This is a genomic window from Luteimonas abyssi, from assembly GCF_001482195.1.
GTDB lineage: Bacteria > Pseudomonadota > Gammaproteobacteria > Xanthomonadales > Xanthomonadaceae > Luteimonas > Luteimonas abyssi.
In genome coordinates this window covers 3,267,704-3,288,028 of the sequence record NZ_KQ759763.1, presented here as the reverse complement: position 1 = coordinate 3,288,028, position 20,325 = coordinate 3,267,704, and the positions used below count along the sequence as shown (strand labels likewise).

The following is a 20,325-nucleotide window of genomic DNA, read 5'->3' as shown; positions in this document are numbered from 1 at the left end:
GTCCCATGGCGCCGCCGCCGCGGGGGCATCGCCGCGGATTGGGTATGCTCTGCCCCCGCTCCGCCACCCGGGCCCGCGCACCGTCGCCATGCAGTTCGTCATTCCGCACGATCATCCGAGCCTGCCGGGGCACTTCCCGGGCCGTCCGGTCGTGCCCGGCGTGGTCCTGCTCGACCGGGTGAGCGCGCTGCTCGAAGCCGAGCTCGGCCCCGGGCCGTGGCGCCTGCCGCAGGTCAAGTTCCTGCAGCCCTTGCTGCCCGGCCAGACCGCGACGATCACGCTGGAGCGGCTCGACGACGCGCGCTACCGGTTCCGGGTGAGCCGCGAGGACACGCTGCTCGCCAGCGGCGAGTTCGTCCGCGACCGCGGAGCCGATGCATGAGCGCGCAGTGGAAAGGCCGGCGCGAGGCCGGCGCGCGCTGGGCGGTGCTGGCGATCTGCGCGCTCGGCCGCCATGGCGGCAGGGGCCTGGCGCGCGCGCTGCTGTATCCGGCCACGCTGTACTACCTGTTCCGGCGCGGCGACGAGCGACGCGATTCGCGCGCCTACCTGACCCGCGTGCTGGGCCGGCCGCCGCGCTGGCGCGAGCGTTTCCGGCATCTGCTCACCTTCTCCCAGACCATTCTCGATCGCATCTTCCTGCTGGGCGATACCGAACTCGGCCGCTTCGACGTCCGGGTCGACGGGATCGAGCGGCTGGACCGTCAGGTCGACAGCGGGCAGGGCGTGCTGCTGTTCGGCTCCCACCTGGGAAGTTTCGAAGTGTTGCGGGTGCTGTCGCGGCGTCGGCCGGACGTGCCGTTGCGGGTGGTCCTGGACCGCCAGCACAGCGCTGCGCTCACCGCGGTGCTCGATGCGCTCAACCCCGAGGTCGCCGCCACGGTGATCGACGCCGGGCAGGACGGTCCCTCGATCATGTTCGCGATCCAGGAGGCCATCGCCGAAGGCGCGATCGTCGCGCTGCTGGTCGATCGCACCCAGCCCGGGGAACCGTCGCACAGCGTGCCGTTCCTCGGCGCACCGGCGCGCTTCCCGGCCGCGCCCTGGCTGATCGCCAGCGTGCTCAAGGCGCCGATCGTGCTGGCGTTCGGGCTGTACCGCGGCGGCAACCGCTACGACCTGTCGTTCGAATGGTTCAGCGACGGGCTGGACCTGCCGCGCCGCGCGCGCGCGCAGGCCTTGCCGGCGCTCATCGGACGTTATGCGGCGAGGCTCGAGGATCGGGCCCGCAGCGCACCGTACAACTGGTTCAACTTCTACGACTTCTGGGAGCCTGGCGATGACCGTGTCGTCCACACCGATTCCGCACGCCGCGCGCCGTCTCCAGTTGCGGATGGCGATGCTGTGCGCACTGCTTCCGCTGTCGGCCTGGGCACAGCCGCAGACCGCGACTGAGCCGGCCGACAGTGCCTGGGTGCTGGCCACGTTGACCCAGCCCCCGCCTGTCGCCACCGCGTTCCTGGAGTTGCGCGAGTCGCGCACGCTGGATGTGCCGCTGCGCATCAGCGGCGAGTACGCGCGGCCCGACGCGCAGACGCTGGTGCGCGAGGTGCGGGCGCCGTACCGGGAGACCACGACCATCCGCGACGGCGAGGCGGTGATCGCGCGCGAAGGACGCTCCCCACGTCGGGTCCGGCTGTCGCGTGTCCCCGAACTCGCCGCGTTGCAGGCGAGCTTCGGTGCGCTGCTGGCCGGCGACCGTGCTGCGCTCGAACGTCAGTACACGTTGAGTACCGAAGGCGACCGGCAGGCCTGGACCCTGACCCTGGTACCGTCCGATGCGGCGGTCGCGCGACGCCTCGAGGCCATCGTGCTGCATGGTGACGGCGACGCACTGCGCTGCATCGAAAGCCGACCGGCGCGCGGCGAGGCGCAACGCACGCTGCTCGGTGCGGCCGCCGCCGACGCCGCTCCCGACCTCGACGCCGCCGGCCTGGCGGCGCGCTGCGCCGGAGCCCGGTCCTCGCGATGAGATCCTCGACGCAGTGGGCATTGGCGCTGGCCTGGGCGCTGTTGCTCGGCCTGCTCGGGTTCTGGGCGGCGCAGCGCGTCGAGATCTCGGGCGATCTGCGCGCGTTCCTGCCCGCGCCGCAGACGCCCGAGGAGCGGCTGCTGATCGACGAACTCGGCGACGGTCCGGGCAGCCGCCTGCTGCTGGCGGGCATTCGCGGTGCCGATACGTGGACCTTGGCCGCGCAGTCGGACGCGCTACGGCGACGGCTGGCGGAGACGCCGTCGATCGAGTTCGTCGCCAACGGCGATGCACAGAGCCTCGATGCCATTCCCGCCGCACTGCTGCCTTACCGGTATCTGCTCACGGATCGTTACGACGCGCAGCCGCTCGACGCCGAGACCCTGCGCGATGCGCTGGACGAGCGGCTGCAGGATCTCGGCTCGCCGGCCGCCGACCTGGTGGAGCCGCTGCTGCCCTCCGATCCGACCCTGGAGTTCCTGCATCTGGCCGAACGCTGGGAGCCCGCCGGCGCACCCGAGCGGATCGACGACGTCTGGTTCGATGCCGCCGGCGAGGAGGCGCTGCTGGTGCTGCGCACGCACGCCGCCGGGTTCGACCCCGGCGCCCAGGCCGGCGTCATCGCCGCGATCGAGGCCGCGTTCGCCGAGGTGTCGGCCGACAGCGGCAGCCGGCTGACGTTGACCGGTCCCGGCGCGTTCTCGGTAGAGATCGGCGCGCGCACGGCGCGCGAGGCGACGCGCATCGGCGCGTTCGGCACGCTGGGCCTGGTGCTGCTGTTCGTGCTGGCCTATCGCAGCGCTCGCCTGTTGCTGCTCGGCGTGCTGCCGTTGGCCAGCGCCGCGCTGGTGGGCTTCGCGGCCGTCGCGGCGACGGCCGACAGCATCCACGGCATCACCCTCGCATTCGGCTTCACCCTGGTTGGCGTGGCGCAGGACTATCCGGTCCATCTCTTCAGCCACCTGCACGGGCGGCAGCGCCCCGGGGATGTCGCACGCACGCTGTGGCCCACCCTGCTGACCGGGGTGGTGTCGACCTGCATCGCCTACCTCACCTTCCTGGTGACCGGTGTCGACGGCCTGCGCCAACTGGCGGTGTTCACTATCGCCGGCCTGCTCGCCGCGGCGCTGGCGACCCGCTTCCTGCTGCCGCCGCTGCTGCCCGCGCGCAGCGGCGATGTCGGCCGGGCGCGCTGGGTGGTGGCCTGCGCCGGCGTCTTCGACCATCTGCCGCGCCCGCGGCCGTGGCTGCTCGGCGGTCTGGCCGTGCTGGCGCTCGCCGTGGCGGCCTGGGCGCCGGCGCCGTTCTGGGAGAACGACCTGTCGCGGCTGACTCCGGTGCCGGAGCAGGGCATGCGCGACGATACCCGCCTGCGCGAGGCGCTGGGTGCACCGGACGTGCGCTACATGGCGACCCTGCGCGCGGCTGACGACGAGGCCGCGCTCGCCGCGTCCGCCGCGCTGGTGCCCGTGCTCGACGGGCTCGTGGCCGACGGCGCGCTGGGGAGCTTCGAACTGGCGGCACGCTACCTGCCGGACGCGGCGACCCAGCGTGCCCGCCAGGCGCGCCTGCCCGCCCCCGACGCGCTGCGTGCCGCGCTCGATACGGCGGTCGCCGGCACCCCGTTCCGGGCGGATGCGTTCGCACCGTTTCTCGACGATGTCGAAACCGCGCGCACCGCGCCGGTCCTCACCGCAGGCGATCTGGCCGGCACGCCGCTCGAGGCCAGTGTGTCCGGCCTGCTGCTGCCCGGTGCGGACGGCAGCGTCGCGCTGGTCTCGCTGGGCGGTCTGACCGATCCTGACCGGGTGGCCGCCGCACTCGCCGCGGCCGGGGCGCAGCTCGTCGACCTGAAGGACACCTCGGAATCCCTGGTCGGCGCCTGGCGCGGCGGGGTGCTCGGCGCGCTGGCGCTGGCCGCGTTGCTGCTGGCGGCCACCGTGTGGTTCGCGCTGCGTCGGCCGGCGCGGGTGGGCCGGGTGCTGCTGCCGATGGGCCTGACGCTGGTGCTCAGTGTGGCCGTGCTGCGCGCCTGCGGGGTCGAGCTGACCCTGTTCCACCTGGTCTCGTTGATCCTCGCGGCTGGTCTCGGCCTCGACTACGCGCTGTTCTTCGAGCGTGCGCGCCACGACCGTGCCGAACACCTGCGGACGCTGCACGCGATCCTGGTCTGTTCGTCGATGACCGCACTGGTCTTCGGGCTGCTGGCGCTGTCGTCGATTCCGGTGCTGCGCGCGATCGGGCTGACGGTGACGCTGGGCGTGGTCGGCAATTTCGTGTTCGCGGTGTTGCTGGCCGGTCATGGCGGTGCTTCCGCCGCGGACGCACCGGCGGCGGAAGGAGGCTCCGCATGACGATCGACCGCAACACGTTGCTGACGCTGATCCCGCACCAGGGTGCGATGTGCCTCTGGGACCGGGTGCTGGCCTGGGACGCGCGCACGATCCGCCTGCACGGCGACGGCCACCGCGATCCTGCACATCCGCTGCGCAGCGATGGTCGCCTGCGCGCGGTGCACCTGTGCGAGTACGGCGCGCAGGCGATGGCGGTGCATGGCGGCCTGCGCGGCCGCGCCGCGGGTGCCCCGGTGCGGCCCGGGTTGCTGGTCGCGCTGCGTGCGGTGCGTCTGAACGTGGAGCGGATCGACCGCTTGCCCGACGCCCTGGTCTGCGAGGCGGAAGCGCTGGCCGAAGGCGCCGACAGCCAGCAGTACGCGTTTCGCATCCTGCATCGCGACCACGTGCTGGCCGAAGGTCGGGCCGCGGTGATGCTCGGTGCCTGATCGCACCGCGCGACGCCTCCGGTTGGCATCGGGACGTACCAGGCGGGGATAATCCACCGATGACGACTTCGACTTCGACACCCAAGCCGCGCCGTGCCCTGGTCACCGGTGGCAGCGGCGACATCGGCGGCGCGATCTGCCGCCGCCTCGCCGCCGACGGGTTGCACGTGATCGTGCACGCCAACCGCAACCGCGACCGCGCCGACGAGGTGGTCGCCGCGATCGTCGCGGCCGGCGGTCACGCGGAGGCGGTGACGTTCGACGTCGCCGACGGCGCTGCGGCGCGCGCCGCGGTCGAGTCTCTGCTGGCGCAGGGACCGATCCAGGTCGTGGTCAACAATGCCGGCATCCACGACGACGCCCCGATGGCCGGCATGGACGAGCGGCAATGGACGCGGGTGATCGACGTGTCGCTCAACGGCTTCTTCCACGTCACCCAGCCGTTGCTGCTGCCGATGGCACGCACGCGCTGGGGCCGGGTGGTCAGCGTGTCCAGCGTGGCCGCGGTGCTGGGCAATCGCGGCCAGACCAACTACGCCGCTGCCAAGGCGGCGCTGCACGGGGCGACCCGCTCGCTGGCGCGGGAGATGGCCAGCCGCGGCATCACCGCGAACGTGGTCGCGCCGGGCGTCATCGCCGGTGCGATGACCGGAGACGCGTTTCCGGCCGAGGCGGTTCGCCAGATGGTGCCCGCCGCGCGCGTCGGCGCGCCGGACGAGGTGGCCGCGGTGGTGGCGTTCCTGTGCCGCGACGAGGCCGGTTACGTCAACGGCCAGGTGATCGGGGTCAATGGCGGCATGGGGTGAGCGCGGGCGGCGCCGTCCCGCGCCCGCCAGGCTGAATGTGGCCGCGAAAGACCTGCACGCACAATTCAGCCGCCTCGCGGCATGATGCGCGAACCTCACCACGGGAACGCCGCTATGCGCGCCTTGCGAACCGTCCTGCCCCTGGCCGCGGTGCTGTTGCTGTCGGCCTGCGCCTCGTCCCACATCCTTACCGGTACTCCGCGTCCGCCGATCGACCCGGCGCAGGTGCGCGTCTACCACGGCCCGCCGCCGGGCGGTTACGAGGAAATCGCGGTGCTGCGCACCGCCTCCGGCGCGTTCACGTACGGCGCGCAGAACAAGACCGATTCGGTGCTGCGCAAGCTGCGCGAGGAGGCCGCCCGCCTGGGCGCCAACGGTGTGCTGCTGCAGGGCGTCGCCGACGGCGGCGGCAGCGGCGGCAACGTGAGCGTCGGCGCCGGCGGTGGTCGCTGGGGCGGCAGCGGCTTCAGCAGCGCGGGTGTGGGCGTGAACATCAGTCCGACCCAGCAGTACGGCAGCGGCGTGGCGATCTGGGTCGCCAATCCGCCGCCGGAGACGGCCCCGCCGCCGCCCACGCCGACGCACTGATGCGCGTCGGCTGAGCGTACGTCCGAAACGGCGGGCGTCCCGCGCGCTCCGCGTGCGCTCCCGTGCGGTCGGGCGGCGCGTCGCCGAGGGGGTGGATCGATACGCGGACCGCGCCGTGTTCGCGGCGCCCCGCGCTCAGGCGGATCTTGGTGCCGCGGGGGATGGGGCGTACCAGACCGGATCCAGCAACGGGGGGGATCCGGGCGAGTCGTCGGCCGACGCCAGTGCGTCCAGCGCAGTCGTCTCGATCTCCGGATGCGTGTGCCGTGCTTGCGCCGCGATTTCCGCCGCCAGCGCATGCATGCGCCGCACGTTGTCGGCCAGGCGGGCGAAGAAGGCTTCGTCGTCCAGGCTGTCGCACAAGCCGCCGTTGAGGGCGCAGAACCAGTCGATCCGGAACTGGTCGAGCAGGCGACCCGGTCCGGGCGTGCCCCCCGCGTTGCGGCGGCCCCAGTCGCGCAGCATCGGTTGCATCGCCAGGTTCAGCGCGCTGGCGGCGTCGAACAACGGCCGCAGGCGCCCCAGCATCGCCACGTCGGTCAACTTGCCGGCGAAGAACAAGGGGGCGAGCAACGACCAGTAGTAGGTGTAGTCCCACACCACTTTGATCGGCATGACCTGCTCGTCGCCGAACAGCGTGTACTGGTCCTGGTAGAGGGCGAGGGTGTTCTCGTAGAACAGCCGGTAGGCCTGTTCGTAGAGGCCGGCATACGGCCCGAACATGCGGCCGCTGCGGTCGCGCGCGATCAGATCGCACAGGAACGTGTTGGCGATCGCGATGAAATCGCTGCCCGGCGAGTAGAACGGATCCAGGAACATGCCCGCTTCGCCGACGATCGCCCAACGGTCGGCGGAGAGCACTTGCCGGCAGTCGTAGGAGAAGTCGCGCAGGAACAGGAAATCCTGCAGCGCGTGGCGCGGGTCTTCCAACGCCGTGGCGAGTCGCGGCTGGTGCCGACGCAACCAGTCCATGGCCTTGGCGTGGGTGTTCATCGTGTCGAGCGGATGCAGCGCCGCATCGCAGACGATGCCGATCGAATGGGCACCCGAGGCCAGCGGGATCAACCAGACCCAGTATCCCTCGCCGCACAGGTGGTTGGTGGACCGCCAGCGCTCGGGCGGTTCGCAGCGCGCATGCCAATCGGCGTCGTCCGACCAGGTATTCGGATCGACCAGGCCGTCCACCCGCCACCACACGGCGTTCGCGGTGTGCGCATTGGCCCGTGCCAGGCCGAGCTTGCGCTTGAGCAGGCCGGCGCGTCCGCTGGCATCGACGACCCAGCCGGCGTCGATCGTCTGCCGCATCCCCGCGTGATCGATCTCGACGCGATGACGCGCGTCCCCGGTGCCCAGCGCGATCGCGCGGACCACGGCGCCGTCGAGGAACGTCACCTCCGCCGCCTGCGCGCGCTCGGCGAGCGCATTTTCGAAACGGCCGCGGTCGATCTGCCAGGACGGCGTGGGCATGGCCCGGCTCACCCCGACCTCGGTGCAGCGATCGATGTCGCGGCGGCCGTCGGAGAAGAAGAAGCGGAAGCCGAACTTGCGGATCTGCTCGTGCTCCAGGTGGTCGCGCAGGCCGAGTGTCTCGGCGAAGTAATGCGCGCCGATCTCGACGGTAGACTCGCCGACCTTGTGCGCCGCCTCGCGCACCGGGTGCGCGCGCCGCTCGACGACCGTGATCTGCAGCCCCGGGTCCTGTCGACGCAGTTGCAGGGCCAGGGACAGGCCGGCCAGGCCGCCGCCGAGCACCAGCACGTCGGTGGCGCGATCGGGTGCGATGGGATCGGTGGGATGTGCGGTTGTGGTGTGCATGGGTCAGCCGGTTCCAGGCGGGTGCCCGGGCTGCAGCGTGGCCGGTTGCAGGGGCGCATCGCTGTCGTCGATCAATGGCGGATGGGCGCGTCTGGCGCGGTAGCGTTCGACGAGACGGCCGTGCGTGACGACCTGTACGACGACGTGCGAGGTGATCCTGTACAGGTCCCGCCACAGCCTGAAGTGACTCTTGCGCAGCGGGATGTCGGCGGTCGCGTAGCGGGTTTCCACCGGCAGCGACACCGCATGCGCACCGAGTTCGCGCGCGGCCGAGATCAGCATCTGCGCTTCGAACACGAAGCCCTCGCCGGGGACATCCGGCAACGCGCAGACGGCCGCCGGATACAGGCGCTGGCCGCTCTGCGAGTCGATCAGGCGGTAGCCGCAGGCCCACGCGATGCCCCAGTCGCCGAAATCGTTGCCCAGGCGGCGGTACCAGGGCTGGCAGTCGCGCTTGCGCAAGCGCGCGCCGATGATGATCGCGCCGGGATGCCGGTTGGCGCTGGCGATCAGGCGTGGGATGTCGGCCGCCGCGTGCTGGCCGTCGCCGTCCATGGTGAGCACCGCGCGCGCGCCGTGGCGCAGCGCCTCGGCGAAACCGTCGCGCAGGCTGGCGCCCTTGCCCATGCGCCGCGAGTGGCGCACTACCGTGCAGGGCAGGTCGGCGATCAGGCCTGCGGTGCCGTCGTCCGAGCCGTCGTCGACGACGATGACGCGATCGCACTCGGCGAGCGCCGCCACGACCACGTCCCGGATGCGCAGGGCCTCGTTCAGCGCGGGAATCACCACGGCGACATTGTCGCGATGCAGACGTTCAGTCATGGCGCACCTCCAGCCGCAGCCGACGACCCGCGCCGGCGTCGAGAGCCAGCGCGCCGTCGGCGCGTCGGGCCAGCGCATCGAACAGCGGCAGCATGCCGGCCATGGCGTTGCCGTGCAGGCGCCGCGCCAGCGGGCCGTCGCCCGCATCGGCAACGCCGCTGTCGAATACCGCCGACAGGGACGGCCCGCCGCCCGGCGCGTCGTCGCGCACGAGGACGAGTCCGCCACCGAGCAGGCCACTGCTCGGCGCCAGATGCGCGAGCACGCCGACCGCGGCCGTGTCGTAGGCGACCAGCAGCACCGCATCGTCGTCGCCGGTGGCGAGTTGCACGAGCGCCTCCAGCAGGCCCTGCGCGAAGCTGCCCGGCCCGGCCGCCAGCGCGGTGGTGGTCCGCGTGCAGCCGGTCCCGATGGTCCAGTAGCCCGCAGCGGCATTGTGGACCGAGTTGTGAAAGCGGGTGGGCGACACGTCGAGCGGATCGTTCGCGAGCGTGGTGCACATCGCATCGGTGATCGCGAAGTCGCCGCAGGTGGATACGAAGATCGACGGCAACGTGGCCGGATCGCGGTCGGCGGCGCGACAGGCCGCCTGTGCGACCTCGATCGCCACCACCACGCTCTCGGGCGCGCGACGGCGTTCGTTGGCCGCCAGCAGCGACGGGGCCGGGCGTTTCGGGGCGTCGGACACGGCGGGCGCACCCTCGGCCGCCGCCTGGGCGGCAGCCCAGCCCGGCAGCCCGGAGGCCCAGAAGCCGACACCCGCGATGCGGGCCGACAGGCGCGTCATCGCACGCGTCCTTTCGCGATGATGGGACATGCGGTCAAGCGTGCGTTCCTCCGCTGCGTCCGAACACCAGCGAGCAATTGTTGCCACCGAAGCCGAACGAATTGTTCATGGCGTAGTCGATGCCGCGTCGGGCGGTCTCGAAGCGGATCTGCGGTCCGCAGGCCGCGTCCGGCGTGCGGCTGTTGAGCGTGCCCGGCAGCAGGCCGGTCTCCAGCGCGATGAGCGCGAACACCGATTCGACGATGCCGGCCGCGCCGAGCGTGTGGCCGGTCCAGCCCTTGGTCGAGCCGGCGTGCAGGGTGTCCCCGGGAAACAGGTTGGCGACCGCCTCGGCCTCGACCCGGTCGTTGGCCGGGGTCGCCGTGCCGTGCAGGTTGAGATAGCCGATCCGTCCGGCCTCGAGACCGGCGCGGGTGAGCGCATCGGTCATCGCCAGACGCGCACCCAGACCCTCCGGGTGCGGCGCCGACATGTGGTGGGCGTCGCTGGATTCACCGTAGCCGTGCAGGCGCAGGCCGGGACGGGTGGCGTCGTCGTCGCGTTCGAGCACCGCGAATCCGCCCGCCTCGCCGAGCGACAGGCCGTCGCGATCGGCATCGAGCGGGCGTGCCGGTTGCGCCGACACCAGCGCCAGCGAGTTGAAGCCGAACAGCACGCTGCCGCACAGGGTGTCCACACCGCCGACCAGGGCGGCATCGACCACGCCGGCGGCGATCAGCCGCGCGGCCTGGGCGAAGACCTTGGCGCTCGACGAGCACGCCGTGGCGACGGTGATGCAAGGCCCGGTCAGCCCGGTGGCGGCCTGCACGAACGCACCCAGCGCGTGCACGTGATGGACGTCGGTGCGCGCGAGGTCGGCGGGCGGGCGGCCGTCGACGCTGCGTGCGTAGGCCTCCTCGGTCGCGCCGATGCTGGACGTCGAGGTGCCGAGCACGATCGCCACGCGGTCGCCGCCGTAGCGGCCGCGCACGGCCTCGATCGCGGCGGGGACGCCGTCCTGGTGCAGGGCGAGCCAGGCCAGCCGGTGGTTGCGCGACTCCCAGTTGCCCAGAGTCTCCGGCAACGGCGCGTCCTCCAGGCCGGCGACGCGCCCGATCCAGGTCTCGAGCGGGCGGGTGCCGAAGTCGTTGCGGCGCAGACCGCTCCGGCCGTTCGCGAGCGCATCGGCCTGGGCGTGGACGCCGCGCCCGAGCGCGGTGGTCGCGGTGTAGGCGCGGATGGCGAGCGCCGGAATGGGAGACAGCGGCATCGGTGCGGCGCGACCCGGGGTGGAGAGAGAGCCGGAGTATACGGAGGCGCCTGCAAGGATCCCGTTGACGCGCCCATCGCGGGCGCGGACGGGTGCCGCATAATCCGGGGCCGCCCCTGTACCTGGCGCGCCGGCCCCCGATGGCCCTGCCAGCCGCCCATCGCATGCCCGACCGTCTCGCCCGCCGCCTGCGCCTGTTCGCCGACCGCGACGTGCTGCACGCCACGATGGTGGTGGCCGCGGTGTGCATGCTGAGCCTGGGTCTGGTGTACGTGGGGTACTTCGCGCACGTGCTGCGGGTGGCGCGGCAGACCCCGTGCGGACCCGGACAGGGGGAGTGCCTGCTGGTGTTCGGCAAGCATGCGCCCGACGGCCGCCTGGATGCGGACTTCGAAGCGCGTATCGAGCGTGCGTTGGCGGTCTGGAGGACGCGCCCGCCGCGCGCGCTGTTGCTGCTGGGCGGCGGGCCGGCGGGCGGCGTGCCGGAGGCCGAACTGGCGCGGGCCGCGTTGCTGGCGCGAGGGTTGGCCGTCGACGCGCCGTTGTGGCTGGAGGCGCAGTCGCGCGACACCCTGCAGAACCTGCGCAACGCGCGCGACATGCTCGCCCTCGAACTGGCGCACGTGGAGCGGGTGACCCTGCTCAGCAGCCGCTACCACCTCGCGCGCTGTGCGCTGCTCGCACGCCAGCTCGGCCTGGAGGCCGACCTGTGCGCGGCCGAGCCCGCCTGGCGCTGGCGGCCGGCGGCGCTGTGGCGTGTCGCCACCGAGGCCGGCTATGTGTGCTGGATGGACATCGGCGCACGCTGGGCGCGCCTGATCGGGCATCGACGGATGTTGCAACGCATGCGGTGAGTGCATCGCATGCGTGCTGAATGCGGCCCACTAGGGCGCGCCCCATCTGGTGGCCGATGAGAGGAGGCAGGACGCTGTGCGTTCATCCCCTGCGAACGGAACCGATGAGCGAAGTCAACTATTCCGGTCCACAGTTCCCGGATGCATCGCTGGTGACGCTGGACGAACTCCACGCCGGCACCACGCAGGCGCCGCCCGGCACCGAGCCCCACGAAGTGCTGCCCGGGCAGAACCTCACCCAGATCGCCCGGGATTCGGGCTATGAAAGTCTGGAGCAGCTGCTGGCCTACAACCCGCAGTACGCCGATCGCAATCCCGACCTGATCTATCCCGGCGAGATCGTGTTCGTACCGAAGTCGCAGGTGACGGAGGAGTCGCAAGCCACCGATCAGGCGTTGCAGGACGTGGACCAGGCGGAGCAGGCCGCGCAGGATCACAGCGATCGTGTCGCCGCGGGCGAGCCGGGTGTCAGCGGCTCCGATCAGGGGCACTACAACCAGGCGGTCACCAGCGCGAACGGGCGATTCGATGCTGCGGCCATCGAGGAAATCAATGCCGGCATCGACTACGCCAGCGGCAACAGCCGCGCCGACTTCGCCGACTCGGCGGTCGAGTCCGGCGAGGCCATCGCGCAGCGGCTGGAGAACCAGGGTCGTCCGGAGGCCGCCGAGCGCGTGCGCGAACTGGCGCAGCAGCGCGCGGACGAGATCAACAACGAGATCTGATCGCCGTCGCGCGCCGTGCCGGGTGGCTCCCCGGCATCGGCGCGCCCGGACCCGCGCTCGGCGTGATCAGCCGCCGAGGCAGCGCTGGAAGAAGCGCTCGCTCTGCCGGTAGCGATGCAGTGCATCGAGGCCGCGCAGGCCGTGCTTGGCGCCCGGGTAGGTCATCAGGTCGAAGCGGGTGCCGGCCTGTTGCAGCGTGCTCATCAACTGGGTCGCGTTGGTGAACAGCACGTTGTCGTCGGCCATGCCGTGGATCAGCAGCAGCGCATCGGAGCGGATGCCGGCGGCGTGGGTGAACACGCTGGCCTCGCGATAACCGTCGACGTTGTCGGCGGGCAGGTGCATGTAGCGCTCGGTGTAATGGGTGTCGTACAGCGCCCAGTCGGTCACCGGTGCGCCGGCCACGCCGCAGGCGTAGGTGTCGGGCGCCTTGGCCAGCATCATCAACGCCATGTAACCGCCGTTGGACCAGCCGTGCACGCCGATACGCGCGCCGTCGACCCAGGGCTGCGCGCGCAGCCACTCGACACCGGCGACCTGGTCGTCGATCTCGACGGTGCCCTGCCGGCGGTACAACGAGCCGCCGAACGCCTGTCCGCGCCGCGGCGTGCCGCGGTTGTCGAGCGAGAACACCACGTAGCCCTGCTGGGCCAGGTACTGGTTGTAGAAGGCATCCGCGCGACCGGGCCAGCTGTCGAGGACGGTCTGCGCGGCGGGCCCGCCGTACACGAACACGACCACCGGATAACGCCTGGCCGGATCGAAGCCGGGCGGGCGGATCAGGCTGTAGTGCAACGGCGTGGTGCCGTCGGCGGCGGGCAGGGTGCCGAACTCCGTGGGCAGGTGCGCCGCGCGGAACGGTGCATAGGCGTGGTCGGCCTGTGCGAGATCGTTCTCGACAAGGGTCGCGATGGGGCGGCCGTCGGCGTGCAGCAGGTCGATCCGCGGCGGCGTGGTGGTGTTGGACCAGTTGTCGACCCAGACGCTGGCATTGCGCGCGAAACTGGCGTTGTGCATGCCGGATTCGCGACTCAGGCGGGTGATCTCGCCGCCGGACAGCGGAACCGCGTACACGTGTCGCTGGGTGGCGCCGTCGCGGGTGCCGGCGAAGTAGACCAGGCCCCGATCCTCGTCCACGGCCAGCAGGCCATCGACCACCCAGTCGCCCGAGGTGAGCGGCTGCAGCTGCGTGCCGTCGGCGGAGGCGACGTAGAGATGCTCGAAGCCGCTGCGCTCCGACCCCCACACGAAGCGCCCGTCGCGCAGGAAGTGCAGGTTGTCGTGCAGCGGCACCCAGGTGTCCGAGGTCTCGGTGAGCAGGGTACGCTGCGCGCCGGAGGCGAGATCGGCTTCGACCAGTTCGAGCGTGTGCTGGTCGCGCGACTGGCGCTGGAAGGTCAGCCGTTGCGGGTCGCGCCATTGCACCCGGGCGAGGTAGATGTCCGGATTCGCGCCGAGATCGATGTCGCGGCGTTCGATCGTCGTCATCGCGCCGGTGCCGGAGGCGACCGGCACCACGTGAAGCGAGATCAGCACGTTCGGATCGCCGGCGGCGGGATAGCGCTGCTCGACGATCTCGGTACGGTCGGCGTAGACCTCGGGCCGGCGCTGGATCGGCACCGGCGACTCGTCGATGCGCGCGAAGGCGATCGCCGAATCGTCCGGCGCCCACCAGTAGCCGGTGTGCCGGCCCATCTCCTCGTCGGCGACGAACTCGGCCACGCCGTTGCCGATGGCCTCGCTGCCATCGGTGGTCAGCCGGATCTCGCGGCCGTCGGCGAGGTCGATGATCCACAGGTCGCGATCACGCACGAAGCTGACGAAGCCGCCTTCGGGCGACATGCGCGGGTCGGTGGCGAAGCCGCCGCCGTCGGTGAGCCGGCGCACCGCGGCGGCGCCCGGCTGCGCCAGGTCGTAGAGATACAGTTCGCCGCCGAGCGGAAACAGCAGGGTGCCGGCATCCGGCGACCACTGGTAGTCGACGATGCCGGACAGTCCGGCGATGCGCTGGCGCTCGCGTCGCGCCTTTTCCGCGTCGCTGAGGGTTTCCTCGCCCGGCAACACATCGCTGGAATCGACCAGCATCCGGGTCTGGCCGCTGTCGATGTGGTACTCCCACAGGTCGAGCCGGTTGCGGTCCTCGTCCTTGCCGCGCAGGAAGGTCACGCGCGACCCGTCGGGGGCGATCTGCGGCCGCATCAGCGTCGGTCCCGACAGCGGAGCGTCGCCGGTGATCGCCTCCAGGGTGAGGCGGCGGTCGGTGGCGGTGGACGTGGCGGAAGCGAGCATCAGCACGGTCGCGGCGATCAGGGTGCGCATGGGAAGTCCGATGGAGCGAAGCGGCCAGTATCGGTCATCGCGGCGGCGCGTCCAAAAATGCCGGGGCCGACGTCCCTTCCGCGCCGGCAGGAGCAGGCGTCCCGGGTTGGGACGACGGCGGACCGGCCGTTATCGCCTTCCTTCTCCCGCGAGCGGGAGAAGGTGTCCGAAGGGCGGCTGGGGACGCGGCGCGGGAGTGGCCTCGGTGGCGGCCGAGCGCCGGAAGCGTGAGCCGCTGCCGGTGTGCGAGGTTCAGCGCTTGCCGAACAGTTGCTTCTTCTCCTCCTCGGACAGCGGCTTGCCGGCGTTCGGGTTGACCTGTTTGACGAGTGCGTAGGCCCGCTGGGTGGCGGGGCGTGCGGCGATGGCCGCGTGCCAGCGACGGACTTCGGCGAACGGCGCCAGATCGATGGGCGCCTTGTCGTAGACGTTGATCCATGGGTACGCGGCCATGTCGGCGATGGTGTAATCGCTGCCGACGATGAAGTCGCGCCCGGCCAGACGCCGGTCGAGCACGCCGAGCAGGCGCTCGACCTCCTGCGTGTAGCGCGTGATCGCGTAGTCGATCTTCTCCGGGGCGTACACGTTGAAGTGGCCGTACTGGCCGGTCATCGGGCCGAGCCCGGCCATCTGCCAGTTGAGCCATTCCAGCGTGGCGATGCGGTCGCGCGGGGAGATCGGCAGGAAGCGGCCGGTCTTCTCGGCGAGGTACTGCAGGATCGCACCGGACTCGAACACCGACAGCGGCGCGCCGTCGTCGGACGGCGCACGATCGACGATCGCCGGCATCTTGTTGTTCGGCGAGATCGCCAGGAAGTCGGGTTCGAACTGCGCGCCCTTGCCGATGTCGACCGGGTGCAGGGTGTAGTCGAGGCCGGACTCTTCCAGGAACAGGGTGATCTTGTGGCCGTTCGGGGTGGGCCAGTAATGGAGGTCGATCATCGGATGGGCTCGCACGTCAGGGGAGCGCCGAGTCTACTGTGGGGTGCGTGCGCAACCGTGCATCGCTGCGTTGCGTGGCGGCGACGCTGGCGCGTGTTCGGCCGTGCTGTCGTCCGGCGTGATCCCAGGTCGAGAGCGGGTACGTGAAAGCAGGTGGTTCTCCAGGCTGTGGGCAACCGCAACCGCAACCGCAACCGCAACCGCAACCGCAACCGCAACCGCAACCGCAACCGCAACCGCGAGTACACCGGTGGCCTCCTCCTTGATTTCGCGCAACGGCCTGCCGACCACGACGGGGTCGGCTTGCGGGTCGTGCGGACGACCGTCATCGGGTCGGTCGCGGCTTGCGTCCCGAACGAGCGTGAGCCGGCCGGGTCGAGGATGGATACGACGGGCCTCCGTGCCTGACCGACGCCGCATACCCCGCAGCGTCGGACTGCGCCTCGACATCGATGGCCTGAACTGCGGTCCGGCCTTTCCTCCCCACCGTGAGCGACCTCGGAACGCGAATGACAGCACGTGTGGGTGGCTGCGGCGCGTACGGTCCGCAAGCCGAAGCCCCGTCGGGACCGGTGGCCTTCTCGGCGAAGTCAGGGAGGAGGCAGCCGCGCATGCGGCTGCCGGGGGACATTCGCGCGAGGAGGCTGCCGGTCCCGGCGGGGCCCGTCAGGTCGCAGTGTTGTGGAGCGACGCGAGGTGTCTCACGACCGCCGTCACTGCCGACGACCTCTCGCCAACCTGAAGGTCCCAGAAAAAAAAGCCCCGGCGGATGACCGCCGGGGCTCGAGGTCTCACGGTTGCGGCGTGCTCAGCCGGCCGGGCAGGTCAGCACGTGGTCGGCATCGGTGCCGACCTCGATATCGGCCAGCCCCAGCACCATGCCCTCGCCGGCACGGATGCCGAACGGCCGGTCCAGGCGGGCGAGGTCGGCGCCGGCGGCCTGCAGGCACTTCAGCGGCACGCCGATGCGGGTCCATTCGCCCGGCGGCAGTGTCGCGAGCCATTCGCCCACCGCGACCTCGCCGGTGCAGCCCTCGCCGCAGCCCACCACCAGGCCGACATCGCCATCGGACGGCAGGCTGTCGATGCGCGCGGTGGCGATCAGCACGGCGTCGCCGTTGGCTTCACGGCTGAAGTCCATCGCCGACGCGGACATGATCTCGGCCAGTGCATCGCCGGTCCACGTCAGCAGGCGTGCGCCTTCCTGGGTCTCGTGGTCGATCGCGCTGAGCGTCAGCGTGCCGTCGGGCGTGGCGACATTGGCGTGCAGCACGTCGGCACCTTCGCCGTCGGCACCGGTCACCACCAGGCGCAGACCGGGTCCCGGGACACCGCGGGCGAAGAACGGACCGCCCTGGCCCGCGTCGGCGCTCACGCCCGGATCCTCCGGCAGCGCATCCAGGTTGCCGTCGTCGGCATAGGTCAGGCCGAAGCCGAAGGCGAACAGCGGGTCGTAACCGTCCTGGCCGACATTGTTGTCGTACTGGTCGGCGCGGCGCGGCCACGAGAAGCTGAGCGTGCCCTTGAAGTCGTGCTGCACCTCGCCGCCCGCGTCGCGGAGCAGCACGTCGGCGATGCCGTGGCCTTCCGAACCCGGCAGCCAGGCGGCCACGAAAGCGTCGGCGGCGTTGATCTCGCGGTTCATCCACAGCGGGCGACCGCTGATGAACACCGCGACCACCGGGATGCCGTCGGCCTTGAGCGACCGGATCAGCTCCAGGTCGCGGTCGTTGCCGGGGTTGTAGAGCAGGTTCGGCAGGTCGCCGAGGAACTCGGCGTACGGATCCTCGCCGAACACCACGATGGCGACGTCGGGCTTGTCGGTGTACGCGCCGTCGATGGCGAGCTCGGCCTGGCCGCCGGCCGCGCCGACCTGGGCCTCGATGGCTTCCCAGATCGTGTCGGCGTTCGGGTAGTCGGCCCGGGTGGTACCGGTGCCTTGCCAGTTCAACGTCCAGCCGCCGGATTGCTTGCCCATGTCGTTGGCGCCGTCGCCGGCCACCAGCACGCGCTGGTTCGCGGCCAGCGGCAGGATGCCGTCCTGGTTCTTCAGCAGCACCAACGACTCGCGCACCGCCTGGCGGGCGACGGCGCGATGCTCGGGTGCGCCGAGCAGCTCGAAGCGGCCGCCCAGGCTGCGCTCGGAGGGCTTGGGCGCATCGAACAGGCCCATGCGGAACTTCACCCGCAGGATGCGACGCACCGCGTCGTCCAGCCGTTCCATCGGAATCTCGCCCGACTGCACGTGAGCCAGCGTCGAGTCGTACAGCTCGCGCCAGCTGTCGGGGGCCATCGCCATGTCGAGACCGGCATTGAAGGTCAGCGCGCAATCGGTGTTGGTGCAGCCGGGCAGCTGGCCGTGGCCGTTCCAGTCACCGACGATCAGGCCGCCGAAGTTCATGCGGTCCTTGAGGACATCGGTCAGCAGGCCCTTGTGGCCGTGCAGCTTCTCGCCGTTGAAGCTGTTGAACGAGGCCATGACGCCCTGGGCGCCGGCCGCGATCGCGGGCGGATAACCGGCCGCATGCACGTCGCGCAGTTCGGCTTCGCTGATGTTGGTGTCGCCCTGGTCCTTGCCGCCGACCGTGCCGCCGTCGCCGACGTAGTGCTTGACCGAACTCATCACCCGGGTGTCGCCGAGGAAGTCGTCGTCACCCGGCTTGCCCTGCAGGCCTTCGACGAAGGCGCCTGCGAAGCTCGCCACCAACTCGGGATCTTCGGAATAGCCTTCGTAGCCACGGCCCCAGCGGTCGTCGCGCGGCACCGCCACGGTCGGCGCGAAGGTCCACTCCATGCCGGTGGTGCGGGTCTCGATGGCGGTGATGCGGGCGATCTCGCGGATCAGTTCGACATTGCGCGTCGCGCCCAGGCCCACGTTGTGCGGGAACAGCGTCGCGCCGACCACGTTGCTCTGGCCGTGCATGGCGTCGATGCCCCAGATGATCGGGATCGGTTTGCCGCCGCCGCTGGTGTCCATCGAGGCTTCCCAGAACGCGTCCGACAGCGCCAGCCAGTCGGCGGGCGGGGCGTCGTAGCGGCCGCCGGGATCGGAGTTGCCGCCGGCGAGGATCGAACCGAGGCGATACTTGCGCACATCGTCCGGGGTGATCGAATCGATGTCGCCCTGGATGATCTGACCGACTTTTTCCTCGACGGTCATCGTCGCCAGCAGTTCGTCGACCTGGGCGTCGAGCGCGGTGTCGTCGAACGGCCAGGTGACCTCGGGCCACTGCGCGGGATCGACGGTGCTGCTGTGCGTCTGCGCCTGCGCATCGCCGGAACCCGTTGCGGTGCCGGCGGCGGGTGCGTCGCGATCGCTGCCGCAGCCGGCCAGCGCGATGGCGGATGCGAGCGCGGCCACGCACAGGGCGGGCAGGCGGTGAATGCGCCGACGCGGCGTCGGATCGGGTTGTTTGGACATCGTGGAAGGCCCCTCCGGTCTGCGGTCACGCGACACGTGACAGCGTTGTCATGAGCGGCGCAGAATAGCGCAACACGCCCGTGACCGTATGTTGCGGTACGGCATCGTGTACGCAGCCCGGGCCCGGTCGTGCCGCACGCGTCGCGCACGCGCGTCTGGCAGAATCCGGCACGGATTCGCAGGGCCGGTCTCACCGGGGGATGTAGAGGAACGCAGCATGCGCGTACGCATCGAGGACGTGGCCGCCGAGGCCGGCGTCTCCATGAAGACGGTTTCGCGTGTGCTCAACCGCGAACCCAATGTCGCCGACGCCACGCGCACGCGCGTGGAGGCCGCGGTGGAGCGGCTGCGTTACAAGCCGCATCCGTCGGCACGTACGCTCGCCGGGCGACGTTCGTATCTGGTGGCGATGCTCTACGACAACCCGTCGAGCAATTACCTGATGGAAGTCGAGCTGGGAGTGCTGGACGCCTGCCAGCAGCATCACTACAACCTGATGCTGGCGCCGCTGCTCTACGACGCGCGCGACATCGTCGGCAAGGTGGAGGCGCTGGTGGAGCAGTCGCGTCTGGACGGCGTGGTCCTCACCCCGCCGATCACCGACGATCAGGCGGTGCTCGACCGGTTGGACGAACTCGACGTGCCCTACGCGAGCATCTCGCCGCGCGAGGATCACCGCCGCGTCGGGGTGACCGTCGACGAGCGCAGCGCGGTGCGCGAGCTGGTCGCGCACCTGGTGTCGCTGGGGCATCGCCGCATCGCGCACATCAAGGGCCATGCCGCGCACGGCGCCACCGGCTGGCGTCTGGCCGGCTACCGCGACGGCCTGAAGGATGCGGGCATCCGCGTCGATCCGGCGCTGATCGTGGACGGCGAGTTCTCCCACGATTCCGGCATGCGCGCCACGGAGAAACTGCTGAAGCTGCGCCAGCCGCCCACCGCGATCTTCGCCGCCAACGACGACATGGCCGCCGGTGCGATCTGCGCCATCTGCGAACACGGACTGCAGGTGCCGCGCGACATCTCGGTGTGCGGTTTCGACGATACGCCGATCGCGCGTCACATCTATCCCGCGTTGACCACCGTGCGTCAGCCGACCCGCGAGATGGGCCGGCTGGCCGGTGCGGAACTGCTCAAGGCGATCCGCGCCCGCGACAGCGCCGGCATGGTCGAGGTGCCCTACACGGTGCTGGTGCGGCGCTCGACGGGCCCGGCTTCGGCCTGACCCGTCGAGCGCCCGCGC

Annotated in this window: 18 protein-coding genes; 11 read left to right on the top strand and 7 right to left on the bottom strand. The window is 71.2% G+C overall.

What is annotated here, in order from left to right; all coding sequences use genetic code 11:
* The first annotated feature begins 88 nt into the window (after positions 1–88).
* From RG19_RS14195 to RG19_RS14165, 7 genes are all read left to right on the top strand, one after another.
* The gene (locus RG19_RS14195) at positions 89–382 is read left to right on the top strand and encodes an ApeI family dehydratase (RefSeq protein WP_058835842.1); all 294 of its coding nucleotides are present in this window, start codon (positions 89–91) and stop codon (positions 380–382) included.
* Positions 379–1,395: a lysophospholipid acyltransferase family protein gene (locus tag RG19_RS14190; RefSeq protein ID WP_058835841.1), complete on the top strand. Its 1,017-nt coding sequence runs from the start codon at positions 379–381 to the stop codon at positions 1,393–1,395. Before RG19_RS14195 ends, RG19_RS14190 begins: the two co-directional genes overlap by 4 nt.
* Positions 1,334–1,972: a LolA-related protein gene (locus tag RG19_RS14185; RefSeq protein WP_058835840.1), complete on the top strand. Its 639-nt coding sequence runs from the start codon at positions 1,334–1,336 to the stop codon at positions 1,970–1,972. The genes RG19_RS14190 and RG19_RS14185 overlap by 62 nt, the downstream gene beginning before the upstream one ends.
* Entirely contained in the window at positions 1,969–4,326 is a 2,358-nt protein-coding gene (locus RG19_RS14180) for an MMPL family transporter (protein WP_058835839.1), read from the top strand. Before RG19_RS14185 ends, RG19_RS14180 begins: the two co-directional genes overlap by 4 nt.
* Complete coding sequence (locus tag RG19_RS14175) at positions 4,323–4,754, top strand: hotdog family protein (protein WP_058835838.1); 432 nt, start codon at positions 4,323–4,325, stop codon at positions 4,752–4,754. The genes RG19_RS14180 and RG19_RS14175 overlap by 4 nt, the downstream gene beginning before the upstream one ends.
* Before the next feature lie 59 nt (positions 4,755–4,813).
* Positions 4,814–5,560, top strand: a complete 747-nt coding sequence (fabG, locus tag RG19_RS14170; protein WP_058835837.1) for a 3-oxoacyl-ACP reductase FabG — start codon at positions 4,814–4,816, stop codon at positions 5,558–5,560.
* A gap of 114 nt (positions 5,561–5,674) precedes the next feature.
* Positions 5,675–6,148 carry a hypothetical protein gene (locus RG19_RS14165; protein WP_058835836.1) on the top strand — a complete coding sequence of 158 codons (474 nt, stop codon included), beginning with the start codon at positions 5,675–5,677 and terminating at the stop codon, positions 6,146–6,148.
* 135 nt (positions 6,149–6,283) lie between these two features.
* Here RG19_RS14165 and RG19_RS14160 read toward each other — a convergent pair whose 3' ends face one another.
* Genes RG19_RS14160 through RG19_RS14145 form a run of 4 tightly spaced genes read right to left on the bottom strand, consistent with a single transcriptional unit; the run spans position 6,284 to position 10,821 of the window.
* Entirely contained in the window at positions 6,284–7,963 is a 1,680-nt protein-coding gene (locus tag RG19_RS14160) for an NAD(P)/FAD-dependent oxidoreductase (protein WP_058835835.1), read from the bottom strand.
* A gap of 3 nt (positions 7,964–7,966) precedes the next feature.
* Positions 7,967–8,785: a glycosyltransferase family 2 protein gene (locus RG19_RS14155; protein ID WP_058835834.1), complete on the bottom strand. Its 819-nt coding sequence runs from the start codon at positions 8,783–8,785 to the stop codon at positions 7,967–7,969.
* Positions 8,778–9,572, bottom strand: coding sequence for a beta-ketoacyl synthase chain length factor (locus tag RG19_RS14150; protein WP_058835833.1), 795 nt, complete (start codon positions 9,570–9,572; stop codon positions 8,778–8,780). The genes RG19_RS14155 and RG19_RS14150 overlap by 8 nt, the downstream gene beginning before the upstream one ends.
* Before the next feature lie 34 nt (positions 9,573–9,606).
* Positions 9,607–10,821, bottom strand: coding sequence for a beta-ketoacyl-[acyl-carrier-protein] synthase family protein (locus RG19_RS14145; protein ID WP_058835832.1), 1,215 nt, complete (start codon positions 10,819–10,821; stop codon positions 9,607–9,609).
* Between the two features lie 164 nt (positions 10,822–10,985).
* Between RG19_RS14145 and RG19_RS14140 the strand changes: the two genes are divergently transcribed.
* Complete coding sequence (locus RG19_RS14140; protein ID WP_058835831.1) at positions 10,986–11,675, top strand: YdcF family protein; 690 nt, start codon at positions 10,986–10,988, stop codon at positions 11,673–11,675.
* A 104-nt stretch (positions 11,676–11,779) separates the two neighbouring features.
* Entirely contained in the window at positions 11,780–12,400 is a 621-nt protein-coding gene (locus RG19_RS14135) for a hypothetical protein (RefSeq protein ID WP_058835830.1), read from the top strand.
* A 66-nt stretch (positions 12,401–12,466) separates the two neighbouring features.
* Here the strand turns inward: RG19_RS14135 and RG19_RS14130 are convergent, their stop codons facing one another.
* Together RG19_RS14130 and RG19_RS14125 are read right to left on the bottom strand one after the other, a co-directional pair.
* Positions 12,467–14,719, bottom strand: a complete 2,253-nt coding sequence (locus RG19_RS14130) for a S9 family peptidase (RefSeq protein ID WP_058835829.1) — start codon at positions 14,717–14,719, stop codon at positions 12,467–12,469.
* 252 nt (positions 14,720–14,971) lie between these two features.
* Positions 14,972–15,661 carry a glutathione binding-like protein gene (locus RG19_RS14125; protein ID WP_058835828.1) on the bottom strand — a complete coding sequence of 230 codons (690 nt, stop codon included), beginning with the start codon at positions 15,659–15,661 and terminating at the stop codon, positions 14,972–14,974.
* A 168-nt stretch (positions 15,662–15,829) separates the two neighbouring features.
* Here RG19_RS14125 and RG19_RS17700 point away from each other — a divergent pair, with 168 nt between their 5' ends.
* Complete coding sequence (locus RG19_RS17700) at positions 15,830–16,069, top strand: hypothetical protein (RefSeq protein ID WP_157515281.1); 240 nt, start codon at positions 15,830–15,832, stop codon at positions 16,067–16,069.
* A gap of 400 nt (positions 16,070–16,469) precedes the next feature.
* Here RG19_RS17700 and RG19_RS14115 read toward each other — a convergent pair whose 3' ends face one another.
* Positions 16,470–19,082, bottom strand: a complete 2,613-nt coding sequence (locus RG19_RS14115) for a glycoside hydrolase family 3 protein (protein WP_058835826.1) — start codon at positions 19,080–19,082, stop codon at positions 16,470–16,472.
* A 217-nt stretch (positions 19,083–19,299) separates the two neighbouring features.
* On the opposite strand from RG19_RS14115, the gene RG19_RS14110 reads away from it, so the two are divergent.
* Positions 19,300–20,307 carry a LacI family DNA-binding transcriptional regulator gene (locus RG19_RS14110; RefSeq protein ID WP_058835825.1) on the top strand — a complete coding sequence of 336 codons (1,008 nt, stop codon included), beginning with the start codon at positions 19,300–19,302 and terminating at the stop codon, positions 20,305–20,307.
* Positions 20,308–20,325: the final 18 nt, after the last annotated feature.

Coding starts and splice junctions, on each gene's coding strand:
- RG19_RS14195 (WP_058835842.1), top strand. CDS start 89: ATGCAGTTCGTCATTCCGCACGATCATCCGAGCCTGCCGGGGCACTTC.
- RG19_RS14190 (WP_058835841.1), top strand. CDS start 379: ATGAGCGCGCAGTGGAAAGGCCGGCGCGAGGCCGGCGCGCGCTGGGCG.
- RG19_RS14185 (WP_058835840.1), top strand. CDS start 1,334: ATGGCGATGCTGTGCGCACTGCTTCCGCTGTCGGCCTGGGCACAGCCG.
- RG19_RS14180 (WP_058835839.1), top strand. CDS start 1,969: ATGAGATCCTCGACGCAGTGGGCATTGGCGCTGGCCTGGGCGCTGTTG.
- RG19_RS14175 (WP_058835838.1), top strand. CDS start 4,323: ATGACGATCGACCGCAACACGTTGCTGACGCTGATCCCGCACCAGGGT.
- fabG (WP_058835837.1), top strand. CDS start 4,814: ATGACGACTTCGACTTCGACACCCAAGCCGCGCCGTGCCCTGGTCACC.
- RG19_RS14165 (WP_058835836.1), top strand. CDS start 5,675: ATGCGCGCCTTGCGAACCGTCCTGCCCCTGGCCGCGGTGCTGTTGCTG.
- RG19_RS14160 (WP_058835835.1), bottom strand. CDS start 7,963: ATGCACACCACAACCGCACATCCCACCGATCCCATCGCACCCGATCGC.
- RG19_RS14155 (WP_058835834.1), bottom strand. CDS start 8,785: ATGACTGAACGTCTGCATCGCGACAATGTCGCCGTGGTGATTCCCGCG.
- RG19_RS14150 (WP_058835833.1), bottom strand. CDS start 9,572: ATGACGCGCCTGTCGGCCCGCATCGCGGGTGTCGGCTTCTGGGCCTCC.
- RG19_RS14145 (WP_058835832.1), bottom strand. CDS start 10,821: ATGCCGCTGTCTCCCATTCCGGCGCTCGCCATCCGCGCCTACACCGCG.
- RG19_RS14140 (WP_058835831.1), top strand. CDS start 10,986: ATGCCCGACCGTCTCGCCCGCCGCCTGCGCCTGTTCGCCGACCGCGAC.
- RG19_RS14135 (WP_058835830.1), top strand. CDS start 11,780: ATGAGCGAAGTCAACTATTCCGGTCCACAGTTCCCGGATGCATCGCTG.
- RG19_RS14130 (WP_058835829.1), bottom strand. CDS start 14,719: ATGCGCACCCTGATCGCCGCGACCGTGCTGATGCTCGCTTCCGCCACG.
- RG19_RS14125 (WP_058835828.1), bottom strand. CDS start 15,661: ATGATCGACCTCCATTACTGGCCCACCCCGAACGGCCACAAGATCACC.
- RG19_RS14115 (WP_058835826.1), bottom strand. CDS start 19,082: ATGTCCAAACAACCCGATCCGACGCCGCGTCGGCGCATTCACCGCCTG.
- RG19_RS14110 (WP_058835825.1), top strand. CDS start 19,300: ATGCGCGTACGCATCGAGGACGTGGCCGCCGAGGCCGGCGTCTCCATG.